The organism is Mycobacterium sp. NGS63, from assembly GCF_059812295.1.
Genome location: NZ_JCALCJ010000011.1, coordinates 155,846 through 177,163, shown reverse-complemented (window position 1 = coordinate 177,163; position 21,318 = coordinate 155,846). Strand labels below are relative to the sequence as shown.

Sequence of the window (21,318 nt, the reverse complement as noted above, 5' to 3'; positions counted from 1 at the left end):
CCCACCTGTGCCCCCGGCAGGATTCGAACCTGCGACACCGGCTTTAGGAGAGCCGTGCTCTATCCCCTGAGCTACGAGGGCGGGGACGTCTGTCTACGCGACCAAAAACCTCTCTGCTCGGCATGACTGGGTGATTCAGTATTGCCCGTGAGTCTAGTGGGTGCGACTTTCCGCTATCGGGTCCCACACACGCGAGAAGCCGAAGCCGTTGAAGTCGTGGATGTTTCGGGTAGCGAACTCGTCGACGCCATGGTGTCGCAAGGTCAGTGCCAGCCGGGCGTCGAACAGGTGCCGGCGGGCAATTCTCGGCGCGGCCGCCAGCGCCCACACCTCGTTCATCACCGGGGCATTCTCGACGAGCGCCCACCGCCGGTTGCGGCGAAACGTTTGGCACACCTCCGCCGCCTCGGCACCATCGAGCGGTCGGCTCAGCACCGCCGGGTTTCGCAGCAATTGATACAGCTCCACGAGCACGAGTTCACAGACTGCGACATCGGTCCGGCCGGCGCACTCGACGAGGAACGCGGCGGCGGCTTCGTGTTCGGGACAGTCCTCGTTTTGCGCATACAGCAGGACGTTCGTATCGATTGAGAGCACGGGTCACTCAGGCCTGGTTGGCGAGTTCGCGCCACTCGTCTTCGGATGCGCGAAACTTGCCGAGCCGACGCGGCGGGGGCGGCCGCCAGGCGTCGGACGCCGCGTCGCGGCTCGGATAGATCCGCACCATGTGCTCGAGCCCGCGGCGAACGACCTCGGCAAGCGTCATTTCGTGCTCACGCGCGAGCCGCTTGGCGTCGCGGTAGAGCTCATCCGGGAGCTGGACCTGGGTCCGAATCATACATCGAATTTACATCGCCGCTGAAACTACATCAACGCGTTTACCGCAGCTCGGCGATCACCTTCGCGAATGCGTCGAGGTTGTTGTCCTGCACGGTGAAGTGCGTCAGCCCGTACTTGTCGCGGAGCCCGCGCAGCGTGTCGGCCATCTCGCGCGGTGACCCGCTGAGCACCGACGGCATGGACAGCAACTGCTCGTCGGACAGGTCCGGCGCGTACTGGCGCGTCATCCTCAAGTCGGGGATGGTCTCGCCTTCGCGCGGCATCGCCGTGATCACCATGTTGAGCTCCAGCGGATCGAACCGCTCGCCGGCGGCCTTGCGGACGAACTCGATCCGTTCGGCCAGCGGGTCGTCGACGTCGCGCACCCTGGCGCCGGTCAGCCCGATGATGTCGGCGTGCCGGGCGGCCAGGGTCAGCACCCGGTCGCCGTTGCCGGCGATGAGGATCGGCGTGTTGGGGTGATGCTGCTCCAGGTAGGTCGTCATGTGTTCGAGGTGGTCGACCCGGGCCCCGGCGCTGGGGTAGGGCAGCTCGGCGGCCTCGAACTCTTCCCGGACATAGCCGGTGCCGAGCCCGATTTCGAGGCGGCCGTCGCTGAGCACGTCCAGGGCTTGGAGGTCCCGGCTGAGCAGGGCCGGCTTGTAGAAGGCGGCGTTGAGCACATACATGCTCAGCTTCAGCCGGGTGGTCACCATCGCGACCGCGGTCAGCGTCGGGGACGGCGCCGCCGCGCCGAGATGATCGGGCACGCACAGGATGTCGTAACCGAGGTCCTCGGCCCGCTTCACCTTCTCCACCAGCCGCTCGCGCGACTTGAAGAAGCGCATGCTCATCGAGAAACGAAAATCTTTGCCCACCAACAACCTCCGTTCGACGGATAGAACTCTTACCAGGACCGGGCCGCGGCCGCCAGGCATTGCACCAGGGCGGAGGTGACCGGCGACAGGCCGTCGTCGCCCGGCAGCGGGCTGCGCGGACTGATCCCCCGAACGCGAACCGACAGCTCCAGCTGCGCGCCGCCGTCGCGCACCCGGTTCACCGGGTTGTCGGGATGCAGGCCGCGCAGTTCCGTTGGGATGGCGTCGATGTCGGTGACGACCTGATAGCCGGTCAGCCGGATATGCCGGGCCAGGTGGGCCGCCAGCGCGCGGTTGCGTCCCCCGGCGAGCAGCTGCGTGCCGCGCCCCACGCGCCCGTAGCCGTGCAGCGATACGGCGACGTCGACGTGATCGAGAAACTCGGCCAGCCGCGGCGAGTCGCCCGGATCGTAACGGGCCGACGGCAGGTGGTGTGGATAACGGTCCGGATGGCGCAGCAGATACACCGATGCCCCGGCGGCCTCGGCGGCGCGCTCGGCGATGACGTCGGTCATCTCTTCCAGGCCGCCGCCATGGATGGCCAGGAAGCCGAAACGCGACCGCAGGCTGCTCTCCTCGGTCACTCCGGGTTCGTTGAGCAACGCCGAAAGTGATTGCGGCGCAGGTCCTGTCGCGGCAACCGGTCGGGGCCAGCGCGCGGGATCCCAGCGGCGCAAGAAGTCGATCCAGCGCTGCGGTAGCCCGTGGTGCAGTGCGCCGTCGATGATCCTGGGCAGGTAGCCCGGCCGGGGCGGGCCCGGGGTCACCCGGTGGTCGATGTAGACCCAGGCGGGTGACGGCCCGTCGCCGGTGTGGACGGTCAGGCGGTCGCGCCGATAGCGCACCGGCACGCCCTCGGCGCCGTCCAACGTCGCCAGGTCGTCGTCGGAGATTTGCCAGAGCACCCCGTGTACCTGGTTGCCGCCGAACGGCTCGACGGTGGCGACGCCGCGCTGGTTGATCAGCCAGTCGTGGTCGGCGAGCACCGCCGGCCGCGGATCGGCGGCGTCGGGACAGCGCAGCGCCATCTGCCTGACGCAGAGGTTCGACCCGTATGCGAAATAGGGGTGCCGGCGCGCCGGCTCCCCGCGAGCGTTTCCACGGATGACGACGCTGCCCATCCTGCCGTACCCGATTACGGGCGCGCCACGCAGGCGTTTATTGGATGACCGGCGGCGGGGGCGGGGGAGCGCTGGGCCGCGGCGCGGGATACGGCGGCCGGACCGGAACCACCGGCCCGGCGGGCGGGGGTTTCGGCTGCGGCGGCGGTGGCGCGCTGACGGGCGGCGGTGACGGGTGCACCACGGGCGGCGGCGACACGATCGGCGGCGGCGCCACCACGGGCGGCGGGGGCAGGACCACCGGCGGTGGCAGCACCACGACGGGCGGCGGCGGTGCGATCACCGGCGCCGGCGCGACCGGCGGAGCGACGGGGGGCGCGGCCGGGGGGATCGGTGCGGGCACGGTGGCCACGGGTGGCGCAACCGGCGCCGGCGAAAACACGGGAGGGGCGGGGGCGACCGTGTTCGCGGGCGGCGCCGGGATCTGGTTGGCGGCGGGGGGTGCGGCCGGCCTCATGGGCGCGGGCGCGCTGCCGCTCAGCTCGGTCGGCGTGATCGCCGTCTTGGGGTAGTGCAGCAGGGCGAACATCAGCCCGAACGCCGCGAAGAACGCGACGGCGAACAGCGCGACCCATGGGATGACCCGCCTGGCCCGGTGCGGCCGAGCGTGGTCGGGGTCGAGGTGATCGCCGTCGTCCGGGTGCGCGGCGGCCGCCGACCAAGCCACCGTCGGCGCGTTGGCGGCGGGGTCGCCGAGGTCACCGCCGGCGGAGGTCAGCCGGATCCGTCCCAGGGTGTGATCCCGCAGCCAGTCGGGTGCGGGAATCAACACCGGCGCGGCGCCCAGCAGCGCGACCGGGTTGACCAGGCGGCGCCGCTCCTCGGCGCAGACGGGGCACGACTCGATGTGGCGGGCGATGCGTTTGCGCATCAGCACGCTGAACCGCCCGTCCCAACCCGCCAGGATCGCGCCCAGCTCGGCGCACGCGTCCCTGGTGTGCTGGGCGCGGCGGGCGACCAGCAGCGCGCCCAGCGACGTTTCGATGGTGGTGCGCAGCCGCGACACCATCTTGTTGGCGGTGCCGGGATTGACCTCGAGCGCGTCGGCCAGCTCGTGCCCGTCCAGCCCGTGGCGGTAGGCCAGCTCCAGCACCGTTCGGTCCCGGTCGCAGAGCCCGCCGGCGGCCTCGGCGACGAGGGCGGCCAGCTCGTTGCGCGCGGCCAGGGTGTCGGGTCCCGCGTCGTGCGACGCGGCCTCGGGCAGATTGTCGGAGACCTGTTCGCGGCGGCGGTCGCGGATGCAGCGCAGCGCTTCGTTGCGGGCGATGGCGTACAGCCACGGGCGCAGCCGGTCGGGGTCGCGCAGCTTGGGCAGTTGGGTCGCGGCGGCGCAGAAGACGTCCTGCACGCAGTCGGCGGCGGCGTCGCGGTCGCGGACCATGCCGATGCAGAAGTCGTGCAACCGATCGGCGTACCGGTCGTAGATCATGGCGAAGGCGCGCCGATCACCCGTCGCGGCCGCGCGGGCCAGCTCCGCGTCGCTGACGATGTTCCAGTTGGAGAGTGCGCTCGTCACGTCGCTTTCCCACCCGATGGGGCGCCGGTGCCCGGCAGGCGAGGCCCGACGCTGCGAATAAGTGTGCGCGCACAGCGGTGAAATAGCACGAGAAATTCCAGCTCCGTGGTGGGGGCATGGGCGAGGCCCAGGAGCCACACCCATCGCCCGGCCCGCGAGCTCATTGGCAGGCGCCTTGCACGAGTTGGTGCGGGGGCAGGCACAGCGCCGGCGGGGGCGGTGGCGCCGAACTGCTGAAGAGGGCGATGGCGAGCGCGACGCCCGCACCGACCATGCCGATCAGGCCCTCGGCCACCATCGTCTTGTCGATCGCCGTGACGTCGTCGGCGAGGGGCTCGGAGAGGTGGTTCATGACGTGCTTCTTTCGGTGCGGGCCGCTGGAGGATTTCTTGCTTGAAGGCTGACGGGCGCCGCTTGCCAGATCTTGGTGAAGCGCTTGCGAGATTCTTGCGGGGCTCAGCCCGCGATGGTCAGCCAGATCAGGATCACGTTGAGCAGGCTGACCATGACCGCGACCGCCCAGCCGAGCACCGTCGTGACGCGATGGTTGGCGTCGCTGCCCATCAGCGCGCGGTCGCTGGTCAGCCGGATCAGCGGAAGCACCGCGAACGGAATGCCGAAGGAGAGGACGACCTGCGACAACACCAGCGCGCGGGTCGGGTCGAAACCCAGGGCCAGGATCGCCACCGCGGGGCACAGCGTGACCAGCCGGCGCACCAGCATGGGAATCGACCGATGCAGCAGTCCCTGCATGATCATGGCGCCGGCGTAGGCGCCCACCGACGACGACGCCAAGCCCGACGCCAGCAGCCCGACCGCGAACAGCACCGCGATCGTCGCTCCCAGCGTGTTGTGAATCGCGGTGTAGGCGCCGTCGATGGACGCGGTTTCTTGATGGCCCTGCAGGTTGATCGCGGCCACGAGCAGCATCGCCGCGTTCACCGTTCCCGCGACGGCCATGGCCAGCACGACGTCCACGCGGGTGACCCGCAGCAGCCAGCGCCGGTCCTCGCCGGGCTCGGGGTGCCCGTGCCGATCCAGCACCAGGCCCGAGTGCATGTAGACCGCGTGCGGCATGACGGTGGCGCCGAGGATGGCCGCGGCCAGCAGCACGCTTTCGGCGCCCTGGAATCGGGGCACCAGGCCGCCGAGCACCGCGCCGGGCGGTGGCGTGGCGACGAAGAAGCTGGCCGCGAAGCCCACGGCGATGACCAGCAGCAGCCCCGTGATCACCCGCTCGAAGAGCAGCTGCCCGCGGCGGTCCTTGATCGCCAGCAGCAGCATCGAGATGACCCCGGTGATGATCCCGCCGAGCGCCAGCGGGAGGCCGAACAGGATGCGCAGGGCGATCGCCCCGCCGATCACCTCGGCCACATCGGTTGCGATGGCCACGATTTCGGCCTGCGCCCAGAAGGTCAGCCGAAGCGGACGGTTCATCCGCTTGCCGATCGCCGCGGGCAGCGAGCGCCCGGTGACCAGCCCGAGTTTGGCCGACAGGTATTGGACCAGCCCCGCCATCACGTTGGCGAAGACGATGACCCACAGCAGCAGGAAGCCGAACTGGGTGCCGGCGCTGACGTTGGCCGCGACGTTACCCGGATCGACGTAGGCGATGGCCGCGACGAATGCCGGCCCGAGCAGATACCAGCTCCCCTTGAGCGATGCCTGGGTGCCTTGCGCCAACGTGTCGACCTTCGTTTCGGGAACCGAATACGAAAGTTAGGTTAGCCGAACACCTTGACGACCGGCCGCGACCCGGTGCTGTCGATCACCCCGGAACGTAGAGCCCGCGTCCGGGGACCAGCGGCAGGTCGAGGGTCGTCACGATGCCCGGCGGGGCGGCGACCACCGCGGGGATCGCGTTGACGACGCGCATCGCGGTGGCGACCAGCCCGGCGTGGTTGTGGTCGCCGACGCGGCTGCCCAGGCAGACGTCGACGGCGTAGGAGGGTTCGCCGGTGATCTCGATGCGGTAGGAGCCGCCGGGCTGGGCGGGCTGCGGCCACTCGGGGCACAGGTCCTCGCGCAACCGGGTGACGTGTTCCAGGACGACGGCGGGCTTGCCGTCGACCATGCCGAACACCTCGAACCGCAGGGCCGCGGCGCTGCCCTTGGGGATGTGCCCCGACGCGATGTCGAAGTCCTCCGGCGCCGGCACCCGCACGTGGTCCTGGGTGACCCCGTCGAGCTCGATGCCCAGGCCGGCGGCCAGCTGTCGCACCACCGACCCCCAGGCCAGGCTCAGCACGCCGGGTTGCAGCAGCATGGGGATCTCGTCGAGGGGCTTGCCGAATCCCATCACGTCGAACATGACCGCGGCGCTGTCGTAGGTGGCGTAGTCCACGATCTCCATGCACCGGATCTGCTGGATGTTCTGGCAGGTGCCGGCCAACGCCAGCGGCAACAGGTCGTTGGCGAAACCCGGGTCGATGCCGTTGACGTACAGGCTCGAATTGCCCTCGCGCGCCGCGTCTTCCAGCGGCGCGATGAGGTCTTCGGGGATCACTTGCCAGGGGTATTGGAGAAAGACGGGTCCGCTGCCGACGACGTTGATTCCGGCGGACAGGACGCGGCGGTAGTCCTCTAGCGCCTCGGGCAGGCGGTTGTCGGCCAGCGCGTTGTAGACCGCGCACTGCGGGCCGGTGGCCAGCACGGCGTCCAGGTCGGTGCTGGCCAGCACGCCGGTCGAATCCGCAAGTCCGGCAAGCTCGGCCGCGTCCTTGCCGGCCTTGGCTTCCGAGGACACCCACACGCCTTTGAGCTCGAACGCCGGGTTGGTGATGAGCGCCTTGAGCGCGTGGACGCCGACGTTGCCGGTGCCCAACTGGACGACGGGGATGGGCATGGCCGGCTCCTTGGGGGTAGGGGTCACAGGTCGGGGACGGGGATGTCGAGATTGGGGAACGTCAGGCCGCCGTCCACCTCGAGTGTCTTACCGGTCAGGAAGCTGCCGGCCGGGGACGCCAAATAGACTGCGGCAGCGGCGATGTCGACGGGGTCGCCGAGCCGGCGCATCGGCGTCACCTTCTCCATCGGCGCCCGCAGCTCCTCGTTGGAGGCCACCACGTCCAGCGCGGAGGTCAGGATCGACCCGGGCGCGATGGCGTTGACGCGGATGCGCGGACACAGGTCCAGCGCGGACAGGCGGGTGTAGTGCGACAGCGCGGCTTTGGCGGTGCCGTAGGCGGCGAAGCCGCGCCCGGCCAGCCTGCCCATGGTGGAGGTGATGTTGATGATGCTGCCGCCGCCGGAGTGCTCCAGCATCAACGGGGCCGCCGCAACCGTCAGCGCGTGCGCGGTGGCGACGTTGAACGTGAACGCGTCCTTGAGGTCCTTGGTCGAGGTGGTCAGCAGGGTGTTGGGCATGGTCCCGCCGACGTTGTTGACGACGATGTCTAGTTTTCCGAAGGCCTCGACGGCTTGACCTGCCAGCTGGGCGGTCGACTCCGGATGCGCCAGATCGGCGGCGACGGCATGGGCGCGGCGGCCGGCGGCGCGGACCTGCTCGGCGACGGCGTCTAGTTGGGACTGCGTGCGCGACGCGATGACGACATCGGCGCCTGCCTCGGCAAACGCCACCGCTATGGCCGCGCCGAGGCCGCGGCCGCCACCGGTGATGACGGCGACTTTGTCGTCCAGCCGGAACCTGTCCAGGATCATTTCGGCCTCTCTATTTGGGTCGACGGCGACACGTTAGCAAACCTCGCCGGCTTCATTAATGGCATTTTTGAAACAGGTTCTAGTTTGTCATATGGGTGGCGCGATGCAAGGGCTGCGGCGGTCGCATATGAAGGCCGGGCGGCCGGCGGCGACGGTCGACCGCCATTCGCCCGACGTTAACCTTGTTACTGTTAGCTACGTGCCTGCGAGTGATGGCGATGTTTCATCCCTACTGCTAAGGAAGTGAATTGAAACTGAACCGATTTGGCGCTGTGCTGAGCATTCTGGCCAGTGGCGCGCTGGTGTTGTCCGGGTGTGGCAGCGACAACAACGCAAGCGGTGGTGGTACGGCGGGTGGCTCGGGGGCGCCGGCGGGCAAGGTGAGTTGCGGGGGCGCCAAGACGCTCAAGGCCAGTGGCTCGACGGCGCAGGCCAACGCGATGACCCGCTTCGTCAACGCGTTCGAGCAGGCCTGCCCGGGCCAGACCCTGAACTACACCGCCAATGGATCGGGCGCCGGAATCAGCGAATTCAACGGCAACCAAACCGATTTCGGTGGGTCGGACTCGCCGCTGGCCCCCAACGAGTACACCGCGGCCCAGCAGCGCTGCGGCTCGCCGGCCTGGAACCTGCCGGTGGTGTTCGGCCCGATCGCGATCACCTACAACGTCAACGGCCTGAGTTCGCTGAACCTGGACGGCCCGACCGTGGCGAAGATCTTCAACGGCGCCATCACCACCTGGAACGATCCGGCGATCCAGCACCTCAACGCCGGGACCACCCTGCCGTCCGAGCCGATCCACGTGGTGTTCCGCAACGACCAGTCCGGGACCACGGACAACTTCCAGCACTACCTCGACGCGGCGTCCAACGGCGCGTGGGGCAAGGGCGCCGGAAAGACCTTCAACGGCGGCGTCGGCGAGGGTGCCAAGGGCAACGACGGCACCTCGGCGGCCATCAAGGCCACCGAGGGTTCGATCACCTACAACGAGTGGTCGTTCGCCAAGGCCCAGAACCTCAACATGGCCAAGATCATCACCACCGCCGGCCCCGATGCGGTCGCGATCAGCGCCGACTCGGTCGGCAAGACGATCGCGGGCGCCACCGTCAGCGGGAAGGGCAACGACCTGGTACTCGACACCAACTCCTTCTACAAGCCGACGCAGGCCGGCTCGTACCCGATCGTGCTGGCGACCTACGAGATCGTGTGCTCGAAGTATCCCGATTCGCAGGTCGGGGCGGCCGTGAAGGCGTTTTTGCAGAGCACCATCGGCGCGGGCCAAAATGGCTTGGCGGACAACGGATACATCCCGATTCCGGATTCGTTCAAGTCGAAACTGTCGGCATCGGTCAATGCGATCGCCTGATCCCGGGATGTCATGACCCGAGGAGGCATTGCCAGTCCGTCGACCCGAAATCAGCCTGGGCTGAAGGCGACTGACCCGCGCAAGGCGCACCGCGGCGACCGGCTGTTCAAGTTGGTCGCCGCGGCCGCCGGCACCACGATCGTGATCGCGATCGTGCTGATCGCGGTGTTCCTGTTGCTGCGCGCCGTCCCGTCGTTGCGGGCCAACCACGCGAATTTCTTCACCAGCGCCGAATTCAACACCACCAAGGCGACACACCTGGCGTTCGGCATCCGCGACCTGTTCATGGTCACGGTGCTGAGTTCGATCACCGCGCTGGTGCTGGCGGTGCCCATCGCCGTCGGGATCGCGGTGTTCCTCACCCAGTACGCGCCCAAGCGGCTGGCGCGACCCTTCGGTGCGATGGTCGATCTGCTGGCCGCGGTGCCGTCGATCATCTTCGGGTTGTGGGGGATCTTCGTGCTGGCCCCCAAGCTCGAGCCGATCGCGACGTTCCTCAACCGCCACCTGGGCTGGCTGTTCCTGTTCAAGGAGGGCAACGTGTCGCTGGCCGGCGGCGGCACCATCTTCACCGCCGGCATCGTGTTGTCGGTGATGATCCTGCCGATCGTCACCTCGGTGTCGCGGGAGGTGTTCCGCCAGACCCCGCAAATCCAGATGGAGGCCGCGCAGGCGCTGGGCGCCACGAAGTGGGAGGTGGTGCGGATGACCGTGCTGCCGTTCGGCCGCAGCGGTGTCATCGCGGCGTCGATGCTGGGGTTGGGCCGCGCCCTGGGCGAAACCGTGGCGGTGCTGATCATCCTCCGGTCGGCCGCCCGCGCCGGCAATTGGTCGCTGTTCGACGGCGGCTACACGTTCGCGTCCAAGATCGCTTCGGCGGCGGCCGAATTCAGCGAACCGCTGCCCACCGGCGCCTACATCTCCGCCGGGTTTGCGCTGTTCGTCCTGACGTTCATCGTCAACGCGACCGCTCGCGCGATCGCCGGCGGGAAGGTCAACGCATGACCGCCTCGAGCATCGACGCGTTCGACCTGCCGGTCAAGCCCGAGCCGTTCAGCCCGCTGAGCCTGCGGCGGCGGCTCACCAACGGCGCCGCGACGACGTTTTTCGTCGCCTCGTTCGCCGTGGCCCTGGTGCCGCTGATCTGGGTGCTGGGCGTGGTCGTCGCGCGCGGGTGGTACGCCGTCACCCGGTCGGGCTGGTGGACCCACTCGCTGCGCGGCGTGCTGCCCGAGGAGTTCGCCGGCGGCGTGTACCACGCGCTGTACGGGACGCTGGTGCAGGCCGGGGTGGCCGCGGTGCTGTCCGTGCCGCTGGGCCTGATGACCGCGGTGTTCCTGGTGGAATACGGGTCCGGCCGGCTGGTGCGCGTGACGACGTTCATGGTCGACGTCCTCGCCGGGGTGCCCTCGATCGTGGCGGCGCTGTTCGTCTTCAGCCTGTGGATCGCCACCCTGGGCTTCCAGCAGAGCGCCTTCGCCGTGGCGTTGGCGTTGGTCCTGCTGATGCTTCCGGTGGTGGTGCGCTCGACCGAGGAGATGCTCAGGCTGGTGCCCGACGACCTGCGGGAGGCGAGCTACGCGCTGGGCGTCTCCAAATGGCGGACCATCGTGCGCATCGTCATCCCGATCGCGATGCCCGGCATCGTGTCCGGGGTCCTGTTGTCGGTGGCGCGCGTGATCGGCGAGACGGCGCCGGTGCTGGTGCTGGTCGGCTACAGCCGTTCCATCAACCTCGATATCTTCCACGGCAACATGGCCTCGCTGCCGCTGCTGATCTATACCGAACTGACCAACCCCGAGCACGCCGGCTTCCTGCGCATCTGGGGCGCGGCCCTGAGCCTGATCATCATCGTGGCGGTGATCAACCTGCTGGCCGCGGCGTTCCGCTTCCTGGCGACCCGGCGGCGCTGAGCGCCGTTCAGGACTTCGAGGCCGCCTTCGATCGGGTCTTTTTCGCCGGTGCCTTTTTTGCGGTGGACTTTTTGGCGGGCGTCTTTTTGGCCGGGGTCTTGGCGGCCGATGCCTTCTTGGCCGGGCCGCCGCCCGAGCGCGCCTTGACGCTGGCCTCCAGCTTGGCCAGCAGGTCGGAGACGTCTTCGGTCTCGTCGAGTTCCTTGGGCCGCTCCTCGGCGGTAAACGCCTCGCCGCCTTCGAGTTTGGCCTGGACCAGCTCGTGCAGTTGCTCCTGGTAGTCGTCGTGGTAGCGGTCGGGGTTGAAGTCCTCGGCCATCGACTCCACCACCTGGCCGGCCATCTTGAGCTCCGCGGGTTTGATGTCGACCTTCTTGTCCAGGACGGGAAAGTCGGGATCGCGGATCTCGTCGGGCCACAACAACGTGTGGATGACCATCACGTCGCGCTTGCCAAAGTCCTTGACGCGCAAGGCGGCCAGCCGCGTCTTGTTGCGCAGCGTGAAGTGCACGATCGCCATCCGGTCGGTCTCGGCGAGCGTCTTGGCCAGCAGCACATAGGATTTGGACGACTTGGAGTCGGGCTCCAGGAAGTAGCTGCGGTCGAACAGCATCGGGTCGACCTCGTCGGCCGGGACGAACTCGAGCACCTCGATCTCACGGCTGCGTTCTTCGGGCAGGGTGGCGATGTCGTCGTCGGTGATCACGACCATCTGGCCGTCGTCGGACTCGTAGGCCCGGGCGATGTCGCGGTATTCGACGACTTCGCCGTCCTTCTCGCACACGCGTTGGTATCGGATGCGGCCGTTGTCCTTGGCGTGCACCTGATGGAACTTGATGTCGTGGTCCTCGGTGGCGCTGTACACCTTGACCGGGACGTTGACCAGCCCGAACGCGATCGAGCCCTTCCAGATGGAACGCATGTAAGTCAGTATGCCCGGACTACAAGCAGCTAACGCGTTCAGGAAGCGTTTGCTGCGGAGGCCACGGCGGTCCGGTCCGGCAGGTCAGCACCCGGTCGGGCAACCGTCAACGCCGATAGCAGGGCCGCATTGTCCAGCGCGGCGGTCAACGCATCCGGCGCGATTCGCCGCAGTTCTTCGCGGCGATCCGCGCCCAACAGGTCCATCGTCCACAGCGCGTCGATCAGCCCGACCATGAACGCGTCACCGGCGCCGACGGTGTCCACCACCCGAACCGGCCTGGCGGCGACCCTGGCCTCGCCGGCCGCGCAGAGCGCCACCGCGCCCCGGGCGCCCATCGTCACGGCGACCATCGAAGGCCCCGACGCCAACCAGGACCGGGCGGTCCAGTCCGGTTCGTGGTCGGGGTCGATCCAGCGCAGGTCCTCCTCGCTGGCCTTGACGATGTCGCTCCGCTCGACGAGGCGTTCGATCCGCTCGCGGGCCACGCCTCGGTCGGCTATCAACGCCGGCCGCACATTGGGGTCGAAGGTGATCGTGGCCGAGACGCGATAGGTGTCGATCAATGCCGCGACCGCCAGGCAGCCGGGCTCGTAGACGGCGGCAATCGATCCGGTGTGCAGGACAAGGGGTGGGGTCACCACCGGGGTACCGGAAAGCCGCCACTCCAGGTCGAACAGGTAGTCGGCCGAGCCGCCCTCGCCCAGGGTGGCTCTCGCGGTGGACGTCCGGGCCGCCGGGGTGCTATCCGAAACGAGTTGCACCCCAGCAGCATTCAGATATGCACGGATGCTCTGGCCGGGTGGGTCGTCACCGATGTGAGTCAGTAGCTTCACGCCGCGGCCCAGCCGGCTCAGTCCGACCGCGACGTTGAGCGGGCTGCCGCCGACGTGCTCGTTACCGTCGATGATGTCGATCAACGACTCGCCGATCACCAGGCCGCTGTTCATCGCAGCAGTTCCTCGAGCGTCGAGCGAGCTCCCTTGCGGTGCAACGAATCCAGCGCCCAGCTATAGTCCTGGACGAAGCGGGGTTGGTGGGCCAGATCGCAGAACACCGCAGTGACCTCGATGAACGCGGTGGGATTCTCGCGCTGCGAGCGGGCGATCGGAATGAGCGAGTCGGCCAGCTGGTCCAACACCTCGTACGGCTCGCCCCACTCGTCGACACCCTCGGCGTAGCGGGCCCAGCTGGCCACCGTCGCGGCCGCGAGCCGAACCGGGCCGTCGTTGGCCAGGTTGTCGCAGATGACGGGATACAGCCATTTGGGGATGCGATCCGACGAGTAGGCGCACAGCCGCGCGACGGTGTCGCGCACGGCCGGGTTGGCAAACCGCTCGATCAAGGTGCGGCCGTATTCGTGCAGGTCGATTCCCGGTATCGGCGGCAGCGTCGGGATGGCCTCGGTGTCGAAGTAAGACAGCAACAACTTGGCGAACAACGGATCCTGCGCCGCCTCGTGGACGAACTCGTAGCCACACAGGTGGGCGAAGTAGGCCAGGCACTGATGCCCGGCGTTGAGCAGTCGCAGCTTCATCAGCTCGTATGGGCGCACATCGTCGACCAGCAGCACGCCCGCTTGTTCCAGCGGCGGCCGGCCGTCGGCGAAGTCGTCTTCGAGAACCCAGGCGGCGAACGGCTCCGCCACCACCGGCCACCGGTCATCGACGCCCAAGTCGCGCCGCACTTCCGCGGCCATCTCCAAAGTCGTTGCCGGAGTGATGCGATCGACCATCGAACAGGGGAACCGGACGTGCTCCGCCACCCACGCGGCCAGCTCGCGGTCGACGCGTTCGGCACCCGCGAGCACCGCCCGCCTCGCAACCTCACCGTTGTTCTCGATGTTGTCGCAGGAGGCGATCGTCGGTGCGGCGATTCCGCGGCGGCGACGCCGGTCCAAAGCCTTGGTGATCAACGCGAACGCGGGCCCGTCGGGATCGCGATACCCACCTTCGGTGATGGTCAGCGAGATGATCCGGGTGGACGGCGCAGCAAGGACTTCCAGCGCGGACTCCGGATCGTCGGGCGCGTAACGGTAGTCGACGATCGAGCCGATCACTTCTGCGCCCCGGCTGCCGTCGGGATTTTCCAGAACGAGCGTGTACAGCCCGTCCTGATCGTTCATGACGTCGCGCATGGTCCAGTCGGTCGGCAGCACGCCTACCCCGCAGATGCCCCACTCGCGGGCCAAACCCTGTTGCAGCAGCAGGTTGATGAACGCCGCCTGATGCGCCCGATGGAAGTGACCGGCTCCGATGTGCGCGATGCCGACGCTGACGCTGCCGCGGTCATATTTCGGGCCGTCGATCGGCAGCTTCGAGAGTTCGGCATTGTTCAGCTTGATTGCGTTGGCCGCCATTGGCCGCCTCCTCCCCGGGCCGCAGCCCGGATCGTCATCGGGCCGGGGAACGTCCAGCCCGCGCGGGCGACAACAGCAGAACCTCGGCGAGAGCACGCCACGAATCGGTTATCGCGACTGCGCCGGCGTCTATCAATTCTGCCCGGCGGCACTCCCGTTCGTCAGGGAGCACGAACATCAGGTTGCCGACGGTGGCGTAGCCGGCCGCGACCGCGGACGCCACGCCGGCCACGGAGTCTTCGATAGCCAGCCCTTGTTCCGGTTCGATGCCCAGCGCCCGGCCGGCGTGCAAATACACCGCCGGGTCGGGCTTGCTCGTCGGCACGGGAAGAGAATCCTCCGCGCTGAACGTCACCGCCTCCGACAGCAGCGCGTCAAGGCCCGTCGCCGCGAAGCAGGCCCGCAGGCGCCCCGTGGCGCTGGAACTGACGGCCGCCAGTGCGTAGCGCGCCGCGAGGTGTCGCAGCGGTTCCAGCACCTCTGGATCGGGAGCCAGGGTGACGGCCAGATGCGCGGTGACCCGTTCGCGCTCGTCGCCCACCCACCGTTCGAGTTCGTCCGCGCATAACGCCTTGCCGCTCGCCACATCGGCGGTGGAGGCGACCATCGCTGCGGGACGGCCCCGGGTCAACTCCTCATCGAGCGGCACTTCGCACTGCACCGCCAGGTCGAGAGCGGTATTGCGGAAGTTCTTCCCGACCGCGCGCTGGCGCAACTCCTCGGCGCTCAGCGGAGCGGTCACGCCGAACCTGGCCAGGAAACGGTTCGTCACCTCCGTCGAGGCATCGAAAGCCGGCCTCTCCGACCCGAACAGGTTGTCGTCGGCGTCGCACAGCAACGTGGTGATCGGTGCCGCGTCGAAGGCGCGCACCCATGTCAGCTCGGGTTTCATCGCAACACCAACTGCCGCTCGCCGTTGCGCATGGCGTCGCGCAACGTGGGCACCACACCTCGGTCGTCGATGTCCGAGATCATCTCGCCAAGGAGCTTCGCGAAACCGGGGACAGCGCGTACCTCCGCGAACATCTCATGGCTCAGCAGCGGATCGGGATTGGTGCCTGCCATGTTGGCCAACCTAGCCACCGGTATCGCCTGCGAGTCTTCGAGGCGCAGCGTTCTCCCCTTGAGGTCGTGGCCGCGCATGTAACGGGCCCACCCGGCAACGGCCAACATCAGCAGCGTGTGCGGCCTGCCCTGCGCGATCGCCTCCCGCAGGGAGGGCAGGACGAACTGCGCGATCTTGCCCGTGCCTCGTCGCGCCAGCCGCGATAATTGGTCGCTCAGGCGGGGATTGCTCAGCCGATCGAGCAGGGTGTCCCGGTACGCGGGTGTGTTCATGCCCGGGACCGGCGGCAGCAGGGGCTGGATCTCGTCGCCCAGCAGTTTTTCGATGTAGTCGAAGATGACGCGGTCCTGCATCGCTTCGGCGGTTTGCCGGTAACCGGCCAGCGTGGCCAGGCACGCGAGCGCGATATGGGTTCCGTTGAGCAAACGGGTCTTGACCAGCTTGTGGTCGCTGACATCGGCAACGAATTCCGCGCCGACCTCGTCGAGTGGCGGCCGCCCGTTGCTGAACGAATCCTCGATCACCCACTGGCGGTACGGCTCGGTCACGACCGGCCACTTGTCGGCGACGCCAAAGGTCTGCTCGACGAATGTGCGCTCCGATGTGGAGGTTTGGGGGGTGATGCGATCGACCATGGTCGACGGGAACGCGACGTGCGTCTCGATCCACCGGGCCAGTCCGGGATCCTTCAACGCGGCGAACGACACCAGCGCGGTTCGCGCCGGGCGGGTGTTGCCGGGAATGTTGTCGCAGCACAGCACGGTGAACGGCGCCACGCGCGCCCGGCGGCGCCGGTCGAGGGCTTCGGCCAAGTATCCCCACGCGGTGGCATACCCTGCGGCGGCGCCATGGGACGCGACGGCGTCGGCGCGCACGTCGGGGTGATCGGCGTCGAACTCGTCGGTGACCGGATTCAGGAAGTATCCGTTGTCGGTGATCGTCAGGCTGACGATGCGGGTGTGCGGGTCGACCAGGGCCGCGCGGACCGCCGCGCCGTCGTTGGGTGCGTAGTGAACGGAACCGATCGAGCCGACCACGCGGGCGGTCTGGCGGTCACGGCCGCGCTGCACGACGGTGTACAGCCCGTCCTGGGCCGACAGCAGTTCTTTGGCGTCGGGAGAGTGCAGGCTGACGCCGGTCACCCCCCAGCGATCCGAAATGCCCGAGCGGGCAAGGTCATCGAAGTACACGGCCTGGTGTGCGCGGTGGAAGTTCCCCGCCCCGATGTGAACGACGCCACGGTGGAGGCGGGATCTGTCGTAGGCCGGCACGTCCAGTCGTTGCGAATGCAGTCGCAATGTCGCGTCACTGAGGGGGACGCCGTCGGAGTGCCAGGGCGGATCGATGACATCAAGCATCGACCTCCACCTGTACCCGGAGGGTGGTGGTCGGTCAACGCGTCCGTGGGTGATGTCACAAAATGGATCGACGGGAATTCCGATAGGTGGTGGTCAGGCCGTTGGCACCGCTGAAACGCGTAGGTTGACAACATGGCAGCACGGGTGAAGCTCACCAACGCCGACAAGGTGCTCTACCCGGCCACCGGAACCACCAAGCGCGACGTCTTCGATTACTACACCCGCATCGCCGAGGTGATGCTGCCGCACATCGCCGGTCGCGCCGCCACCCGCAAGCGCTGGCCCAACGGCGTCGAGCAGGAGTCGTTCTTCGAAAAGCAGCTGGCGTCTTCGGCGCCCGAGTGGCTGCCGCGGGCCAGCGTCACCCACCGGTCGGGCACGACGACGTACCCGATCATCGACAGCACCGACGGGTTGGCCTGGATCGCGCAGCAGGCGGCGCTGGAGGTGCACGTGCCGCAGTGGCGGTTCGTCGCCGAGTGGACCCGAAGCCGGGCCGAGGAGCTGAAGCCCGGCCCGGCAACGCGATTGGTGTTCGACCTGGATCCCGGCGAGGGTGTGACGATGCCGCAACTGTGCGAGGTCGCCCACGCCGTGCGGGAGCTGATCACCGATATCGGGCTGACCCTGTATCCGCTCACCAGCGGCAGCAAGGGCTTGCACCTGTATGCGCCGCTGGACAGCCCGGTGAGCAGCAGCGGCGCCACCGTGCTGGCCAAACGTGTTGCGCAGCAACTGGAAAAGGCGATGCCCAAGCTGGTCACCTCGACCATGACCAAGAGCCTGCGGGCGGGCAAGGTGTTCCTGGACTGGAGCCAGAACAACGGCTCGAAGACCACCATCGCGCCCTATTCGCTGCGCGGGCGCGAACACCCGACGGTCGCCGCGCCCCGCACCTGGGAGGAACTGGAAGACCCGCAACTGCGTCAATTGCGCTACGACGAGGTGCTCGACCGGGTCGGTCATGACGGCGACCTGCTGGAGGAGCTGGACGCCGACGCGCCGGTTCGCGACCGGCTGGCCAAATACCGCAGCATGCGCGACGCGTCGAAAACCCCAGAGCCGGTTCCGGACTCGAAACCCGTTGCGGGCCGGGGAAACACATTCGTCATCCAGGAGCACCACGCGCGCCGGCTGCACTACGACTTCCGGCTGGAGCGCGACGGCGTGCTGGTGTCGTGGGCGGTGCCGAAGAACCTGCCGGAGACCACCTCGGTCAACCACCTGGCGGTGCACACCGAGGACCACCCGCTGGAATACGGCGGCTTCGAGGGCGTCATCCCCAAGGGCGAGTACGGGGCCGGCCGGGTGGTCGTCTGGGATGCCGGCACCTACGAGGCCGAGAAGTTCCTCGACGACGAGGTCATCGTCAACCTGCACGGCAACCGAATCTCCGGGCGCTACGCGCTGATTCAGACCAACGGCGACCAGTGGCTGGCCCACCGGATGAAGGACCAGAAGGTCTTCGAGTTCGACACGCTCGCCCCGATGCTCGCCTCGGAGGGTTCGGTGTCGGGCTTCAAGGCCGGTCAGTGGGCGTTCGAGGGCAAGTGGGACGGCTACCGGCTCCTGGTGGAGGCCGATCACGGCGAGGTGCGGATACGGTCCCGACGGGGCCGCGAAGTGACCAAGGAGTATCCCGAATTGCGTTCGCTGGCCGCCGATCTGGCCGACCACCACGTCGTGCTGGACGGCGAGGCCGTCGTCCTGGACAAGCACGGGGTGCCGAGCTTCCACGCGATGCAGAACCGGGGCCGGGGCAGCCGGGTCGAATACTGGGCGTTCGATCTGCTCTACCTCGACGGCCGCTCGCTGCTGCGGGCGCGCTACTCCGACCGGCGCAAGCTGCTGGAAACCCTGGCCGGCGCGGGCAGTCTGATCGTTCGCGAATTGCTGCCCGGCGACGGACCCGAGGCGCTCGAGCGCTCACTCGAACGCGGCTGGGAGGGCGTGGTCGCCAAAAAACGTGACTCCACCTATCAGCCCGGCCGGCGTTCGGCGTCCTGGATCAAGGACAAGCACTGGAACACCCAGGAAGTCGTCATCGGCGGCTGGAAGGCCGGAGAAGGCGGGCGCACCAGCGGCATCGGCTCGCTGCTGATGGGCATCCCCGCCGACGGGGGACTGCGCTTCGCGGGGCGGGTGGGCACCGGCTTCACCGAACGCGACCTGGCGAACCTGAAGAAGACGCTGGCGCCGCTGCACACCGACGCGTCCCCGTTCGACCCGCCGCTGCCCCGCAGCGAAGCGCGGGGCGTGACGTACGTCGAGCCGGTCCTGGTCGGCGAGGTGCGCTACAGCGAATGGACCCCCGATGACCGCCTGCGCCAATCGAGTTGGCGCGGGCTGCGGCCGGACAAGAAACCGAGTGAGGTGGTACGCGAGTGAAATGGGTTACCTACCACGGCGATGACGGCGAGCGCGCCGGAGTGTTGTCCGGCGACGTCATCCATGCGATGCCGGCGGGCGTGGCGCTGCTCGAGCTCGTCGGCCGCGGCGCCGACGGGCTGCGCGCGGCCGGTGAGGACGCGCTGCGGTCGCCGTCGGCGGTGGCGCGGCTCGACGAGGTGCGGTTGCTGGCGCCGATTCCGCGCCCGCCGTCCATCCGGGACTCGCTGTGCTTCCTGGACCACATGCGCAACTGCCAGGCCGCGCTCGGCGCCGGCCGCGTCCTGGCCGACACCTGGTACCGCATTCCCGCCTTCTACTTCGCCTGCCCGGCAACGGTTTTGGGACCCTACGACGACGCCCCCGCCGCGCCCGGAAGCGCCTGGCAGGACTTCGAATTGGAGATCGCCGCGGTCATCGGCACCACCGGCAGGGACCTGACCGTCGAGCAGGCCGAAGCGGCCATCATCGGCTACACCATCTTCAACGACTGGTCCGCGCGCGACCTGCAGCAGCTGGAGAGCCAGCTCGCGATCGGGCAGGGCAAGGGCAAGGACAGCGGGGTCACCCTTGGCCCGTACCTGGTCACCCCCGACGAGCTCGAGCCCTACCGGCGTGACGGCAAGCTGGACCTGCGGGTGACGGCCCTGGTGAACGACACCGTCATCGGGTCGGGGTCGACCGCCCAGATGGACTGGACCTTCGGCGAGGTGATCTCCTACGTCTCGCGCGGCGTGACGCTGGTGCCCGGCGACGTCATCGGCTCGGGCACCGTGCCCACCTGCACGCTCGTCGAGCACCTCAATCCCGCTGCGCTGGAATCGTTTCCGGGATGGCTGCGCGACGGCGACGTCGTCACCCTCCGGGTCGAGGGCCTGGGGGAGACCCGGCAAACCGTGCGCGCCAGCGCCGCGCCGCACCCGTTGGCTCCCCGGCCCAATCCTGACGCCGCGCCAGTCCCCGCCCGGGTCAACCGGGCGCCGGCGAAGGTGCCCTACACCCGCGGCCTGCACGAGGTCGCCGACCGGGTGTGGGCGTGGACCCTGCCGGACGGCGGCTACGGGTGGAGCAACGCCGGGCTGGTCGCCGGCGACGGCGCCTCGCTACTCGTCGACACCCTGTTCGACCTGGCGCTGACCCGCGAAATGCTCACCGCCATGCGACCCATGACCGACAGCGCGCCGATCACCGACGCCTTGATCACCCACTCCAACGGCGACCACACCCACGGCAACCAACTGCTGGATGCCTCGGTGCGGATCCTCGCCGCCCAGGGCACCGCCGACGAAATCGCCCACGGGATGGCGCCCGAGATGCTGGCCATGGCGCAGACCGCCAACCTCGGCCCGGTCGCGACCCCCTACACGCGGGATCGCTTCGGGCACTTCGACTTCAGCGGCATCACGCTGCGCAACGCCGACCAGACGTTCGACCGCGAGCTCACCATCGAGGTGGGCGGGCGGCGCGTCGACCTGCTCAACCTCGGCCCCGCGCACACCGCCGCCGATTCGGTCGTGCACGTGCCCGACGCGGGCGTGCTGTTCGGTGGCGACCTGCTGTTCATCGGCTGCACCCCGATCGTCTGGGCCGGCCCGATCGCCAACTGGGTCGCCGCGTGTGACGCGATGATCGCGCTGGACGCCCCGATCGTGGTTCCCGGTCACGGGCCCGTCACCGACCCGGACGGGATCCGCGCGGTTCGTGGCTATCTCGCGCACGTCGCCGAGCAGGCCGAGCTCGCCCACCGCAAAGGGCTGTCGTGGTCGGAGGCGGCCGACACCATCGACCTCGGCGAGTACGCGAGTTGGCTGGACGCCGAGCGTGTCGTCGTCAACGTCTACCAGCGCTACCGCGAACTCGACCCCGACACACCGCAATTGGAGGTCATGGCGCTGCTGGTGATGCAGGCCGAGTGGCTGGCCAAACACGGCTGAGCGCTCGCGAGGGTGCA

At 68.5% G+C, this 21,318-nt stretch carries 19 protein-coding genes and 1 tRNA gene; 5 read left to right on the top strand and 15 right to left on the bottom strand.

From position 1 onward, the window contains the following. Positions 1-8 precede the first annotated feature (8 nt). The 10 genes from AC5Y4Z_RS24325 to AC5Y4Z_RS24280 all read right to left on the bottom strand — a co-directional run bounded on the left by AC5Y4Z_RS24325 (position 9) and on the right by AC5Y4Z_RS24280 (position 7,994). Positions 9-81, bottom strand: a tRNA-Arg gene (locus AC5Y4Z_RS24325). Between the two features lie 72 nt (positions 82-153). Then, the gene (locus tag AC5Y4Z_RS24320) at positions 154-597 is read right to left on the bottom strand and encodes a type II toxin-antitoxin system VapC family toxin (protein WP_499967474.1); all 444 of its coding nucleotides are present in this window, start codon (positions 595-597) and stop codon (positions 154-156) included. 7 nt (positions 598-604) lie between these two features. Next, the gene (locus AC5Y4Z_RS24315) at positions 605-838 is read right to left on the bottom strand and encodes an antitoxin (RefSeq protein ID WP_499967473.1); all 234 of its coding nucleotides are present in this window, start codon (positions 836-838) and stop codon (positions 605-607) included. Positions 839-878: 40 nt separating this feature from the next. Beyond that, the gene (locus AC5Y4Z_RS24310) at positions 879-1,703 is read right to left on the bottom strand and encodes an LLM class F420-dependent oxidoreductase (RefSeq protein WP_499967472.1); all 825 of its coding nucleotides are present in this window, start codon (positions 1,701-1,703) and stop codon (positions 879-881) included. Between the two features lie 23 nt (positions 1,704-1,726). Then, the gene (locus AC5Y4Z_RS24305; RefSeq protein WP_499967470.1) at positions 1,727-2,818 is read right to left on the bottom strand and encodes a poly-gamma-glutamate hydrolase family protein; all 1,092 of its coding nucleotides are present in this window, start codon (positions 2,816-2,818) and stop codon (positions 1,727-1,729) included. A gap of 37 nt (positions 2,819-2,855) precedes the next feature. Continuing rightward, positions 2,856-4,334, bottom strand: coding sequence for a sigma-70 family RNA polymerase sigma factor (locus AC5Y4Z_RS24300; RefSeq protein WP_499967468.1), 1,479 nt, complete (start codon positions 4,332-4,334; stop codon positions 2,856-2,858). A gap of 160 nt (positions 4,335-4,494) precedes the next feature. Continuing rightward, entirely contained in the window at positions 4,495-4,686 is a 192-nt protein-coding gene (locus AC5Y4Z_RS24295) for a hypothetical protein (protein WP_499967467.1), read from the bottom strand. A gap of 104 nt (positions 4,687-4,790) precedes the next feature. Next, positions 4,791-6,017, bottom strand: a complete 1,227-nt coding sequence (locus AC5Y4Z_RS24290) for an Nramp family divalent metal transporter (RefSeq protein WP_499967465.1) — start codon at positions 6,015-6,017, stop codon at positions 4,791-4,793. A gap of 85 nt (positions 6,018-6,102) precedes the next feature. Beyond that, positions 6,103-7,179 (bottom strand): NAD(P)H-dependent amine dehydrogenase family protein, encoded by a 1,077-nt coding sequence (locus AC5Y4Z_RS24285; RefSeq protein ID WP_499967463.1) that lies wholly within the window; start codon positions 7,177-7,179, stop codon positions 6,103-6,105. Between the two features lie 23 nt (positions 7,180-7,202). Beyond that, complete coding sequence (locus AC5Y4Z_RS24280) at positions 7,203-7,994, bottom strand: SDR family oxidoreductase (RefSeq protein WP_499967462.1); 792 nt, start codon at positions 7,992-7,994, stop codon at positions 7,203-7,205. Positions 7,995-8,242: 248 nt separating this feature from the next. On the opposite strand from AC5Y4Z_RS24280, the gene pstS reads away from it, so the two are divergent. The 3 genes from pstS to pstA are packed head-to-tail and all read left to right on the top strand — an operon-like array spanning position 8,243 to position 11,274. Further along, on the top strand, positions 8,243-9,361 hold the full coding sequence (gene pstS / locus AC5Y4Z_RS24275) for a phosphate ABC transporter substrate-binding protein PstS (protein ID WP_499967461.1): 1,119 nt from the start codon (positions 8,243-8,245) through the stop codon (positions 9,359-9,361). A 12-nt stretch (positions 9,362-9,373) separates the two neighbouring features. Further along, positions 9,374-10,366, top strand: a complete 993-nt coding sequence (gene pstC / locus AC5Y4Z_RS24270) for a phosphate ABC transporter permease subunit PstC (protein ID WP_499967460.1) — start codon at positions 9,374-9,376, stop codon at positions 10,364-10,366. Continuing rightward, positions 10,363-11,274 (top strand): phosphate ABC transporter permease PstA, encoded by a 912-nt coding sequence (gene pstA / locus AC5Y4Z_RS24265; protein ID WP_499967459.1) that lies wholly within the window; start codon positions 10,363-10,365, stop codon positions 11,272-11,274. The genes pstC and pstA overlap by 4 nt, the downstream gene beginning before the upstream one ends. A gap of 7 nt (positions 11,275-11,281) precedes the next feature. Here pstA and ku read toward each other — a convergent pair whose 3' ends face one another. The 5 genes from ku to AC5Y4Z_RS24240 are packed head-to-tail and all read right to left on the bottom strand — an operon-like array spanning position 11,282 to position 16,979. Next, entirely contained in the window at positions 11,282-12,196 is a 915-nt protein-coding gene (ku, locus tag AC5Y4Z_RS24260; RefSeq protein ID WP_499967457.1) for a non-homologous end joining protein Ku, read from the bottom strand. Positions 12,197-12,234: 38 nt separating this feature from the next. Beyond that, positions 12,235-13,146, bottom strand: a complete 912-nt coding sequence (locus AC5Y4Z_RS24255) for a carbohydrate kinase family protein (protein WP_499967456.1) — start codon at positions 13,144-13,146, stop codon at positions 12,235-12,237. After that, complete coding sequence (locus tag AC5Y4Z_RS24250) at positions 13,143-14,555, bottom strand: mannitol dehydrogenase family protein (RefSeq protein WP_499967455.1); 1,413 nt, start codon at positions 14,553-14,555, stop codon at positions 13,143-13,145. Before AC5Y4Z_RS24250 ends, AC5Y4Z_RS24255 begins: the two co-directional genes overlap by 4 nt. Positions 14,556-14,589: 34 nt before the next feature. Then, complete coding sequence (locus AC5Y4Z_RS24245) at positions 14,590-15,447, bottom strand: HAD-IA family hydrolase (RefSeq protein WP_499967454.1); 858 nt, start codon at positions 15,445-15,447, stop codon at positions 14,590-14,592. Then, positions 15,444-16,979: a mannitol dehydrogenase family protein gene (locus AC5Y4Z_RS24240; protein ID WP_499967453.1), complete on the bottom strand. Its 1,536-nt coding sequence runs from the start codon at positions 16,977-16,979 to the stop codon at positions 15,444-15,446. Before AC5Y4Z_RS24240 ends, AC5Y4Z_RS24245 begins: the two co-directional genes overlap by 4 nt. 132 nt (positions 16,980-17,111) lie before the next feature. On the opposite strand from AC5Y4Z_RS24240, the gene AC5Y4Z_RS24235 reads away from it, so the two are divergent. Further along, positions 17,112-19,367: an ATP-dependent DNA ligase gene (locus AC5Y4Z_RS24235; protein ID WP_499967452.1), complete on the top strand. Its 2,256-nt coding sequence runs from the start codon at positions 17,112-17,114 to the stop codon at positions 19,365-19,367. Further along, complete coding sequence (locus tag AC5Y4Z_RS24230) at positions 19,364-21,301, top strand: fumarylacetoacetate hydrolase family protein (RefSeq protein WP_499967451.1); 1,938 nt, start codon at positions 19,364-19,366, stop codon at positions 21,299-21,301. Before AC5Y4Z_RS24235 ends, AC5Y4Z_RS24230 begins: the two co-directional genes overlap by 4 nt. Positions 21,302-21,318 lie beyond the last annotated feature (17 nt).

Bases quoted from the DNA above. Each gene is read 5' to 3' on its own strand.
- AC5Y4Z_RS24315 (WP_499967473.1), bottom strand. From the start codon at position 838: ATGATTCGGACCCAGGTCCAGCTCCCGGATGAGCTCTACCGCGACGCC.
- AC5Y4Z_RS24305 (WP_499967470.1), bottom strand. From the start codon at position 2,818: ATGGGCAGCGTCGTCATCCGTGGAAACGCTCGCGGGGAGCCGGCGCGC.
- AC5Y4Z_RS24295 (WP_499967467.1), bottom strand. From the start codon at position 4,686: ATGAACCACCTCTCCGAGCCCCTCGCCGACGACGTCACGGCGATCGAC.
- AC5Y4Z_RS24285 (WP_499967463.1), bottom strand. From the start codon at position 7,179: ATGCCCATCCCCGTCGTCCAGTTGGGCACCGGCAACGTCGGCGTCCAC.
- AC5Y4Z_RS24280 (WP_499967462.1), bottom strand. From the start codon at position 7,994: ATGATCCTGGACAGGTTCCGGCTGGACGACAAAGTCGCCGTCATCACC.
- pstC (WP_499967460.1), top strand. From the start codon at position 9,374: ATGACCCGAGGAGGCATTGCCAGTCCGTCGACCCGAAATCAGCCTGGG.
- pstA (WP_499967459.1), top strand. From the start codon at position 10,363: ATGACCGCCTCGAGCATCGACGCGTTCGACCTGCCGGTCAAGCCCGAG.
- ku (WP_499967457.1), bottom strand. From the start codon at position 12,196: ATGCGTTCCATCTGGAAGGGCTCGATCGCGTTCGGGCTGGTCAACGTC.
- AC5Y4Z_RS24255 (WP_499967456.1), bottom strand. From the start codon at position 13,146: ATGAACAGCGGCCTGGTGATCGGCGAGTCGTTGATCGACATCATCGAC.
- AC5Y4Z_RS24250 (WP_499967455.1), bottom strand. From the start codon at position 14,555: ATGGCGGCCAACGCAATCAAGCTGAACAATGCCGAACTCTCGAAGCTG.
- AC5Y4Z_RS24245 (WP_499967454.1), bottom strand. From the start codon at position 15,447: ATGAAACCCGAGCTGACATGGGTGCGCGCCTTCGACGCGGCACCGATC.
- AC5Y4Z_RS24240 (WP_499967453.1), bottom strand. From the start codon at position 16,979: ATGCTTGATGTCATCGATCCGCCCTGGCACTCCGACGGCGTCCCCCTC.
- AC5Y4Z_RS24235 (WP_499967452.1), top strand. From the start codon at position 17,112: ATGGCAGCACGGGTGAAGCTCACCAACGCCGACAAGGTGCTCTACCCG.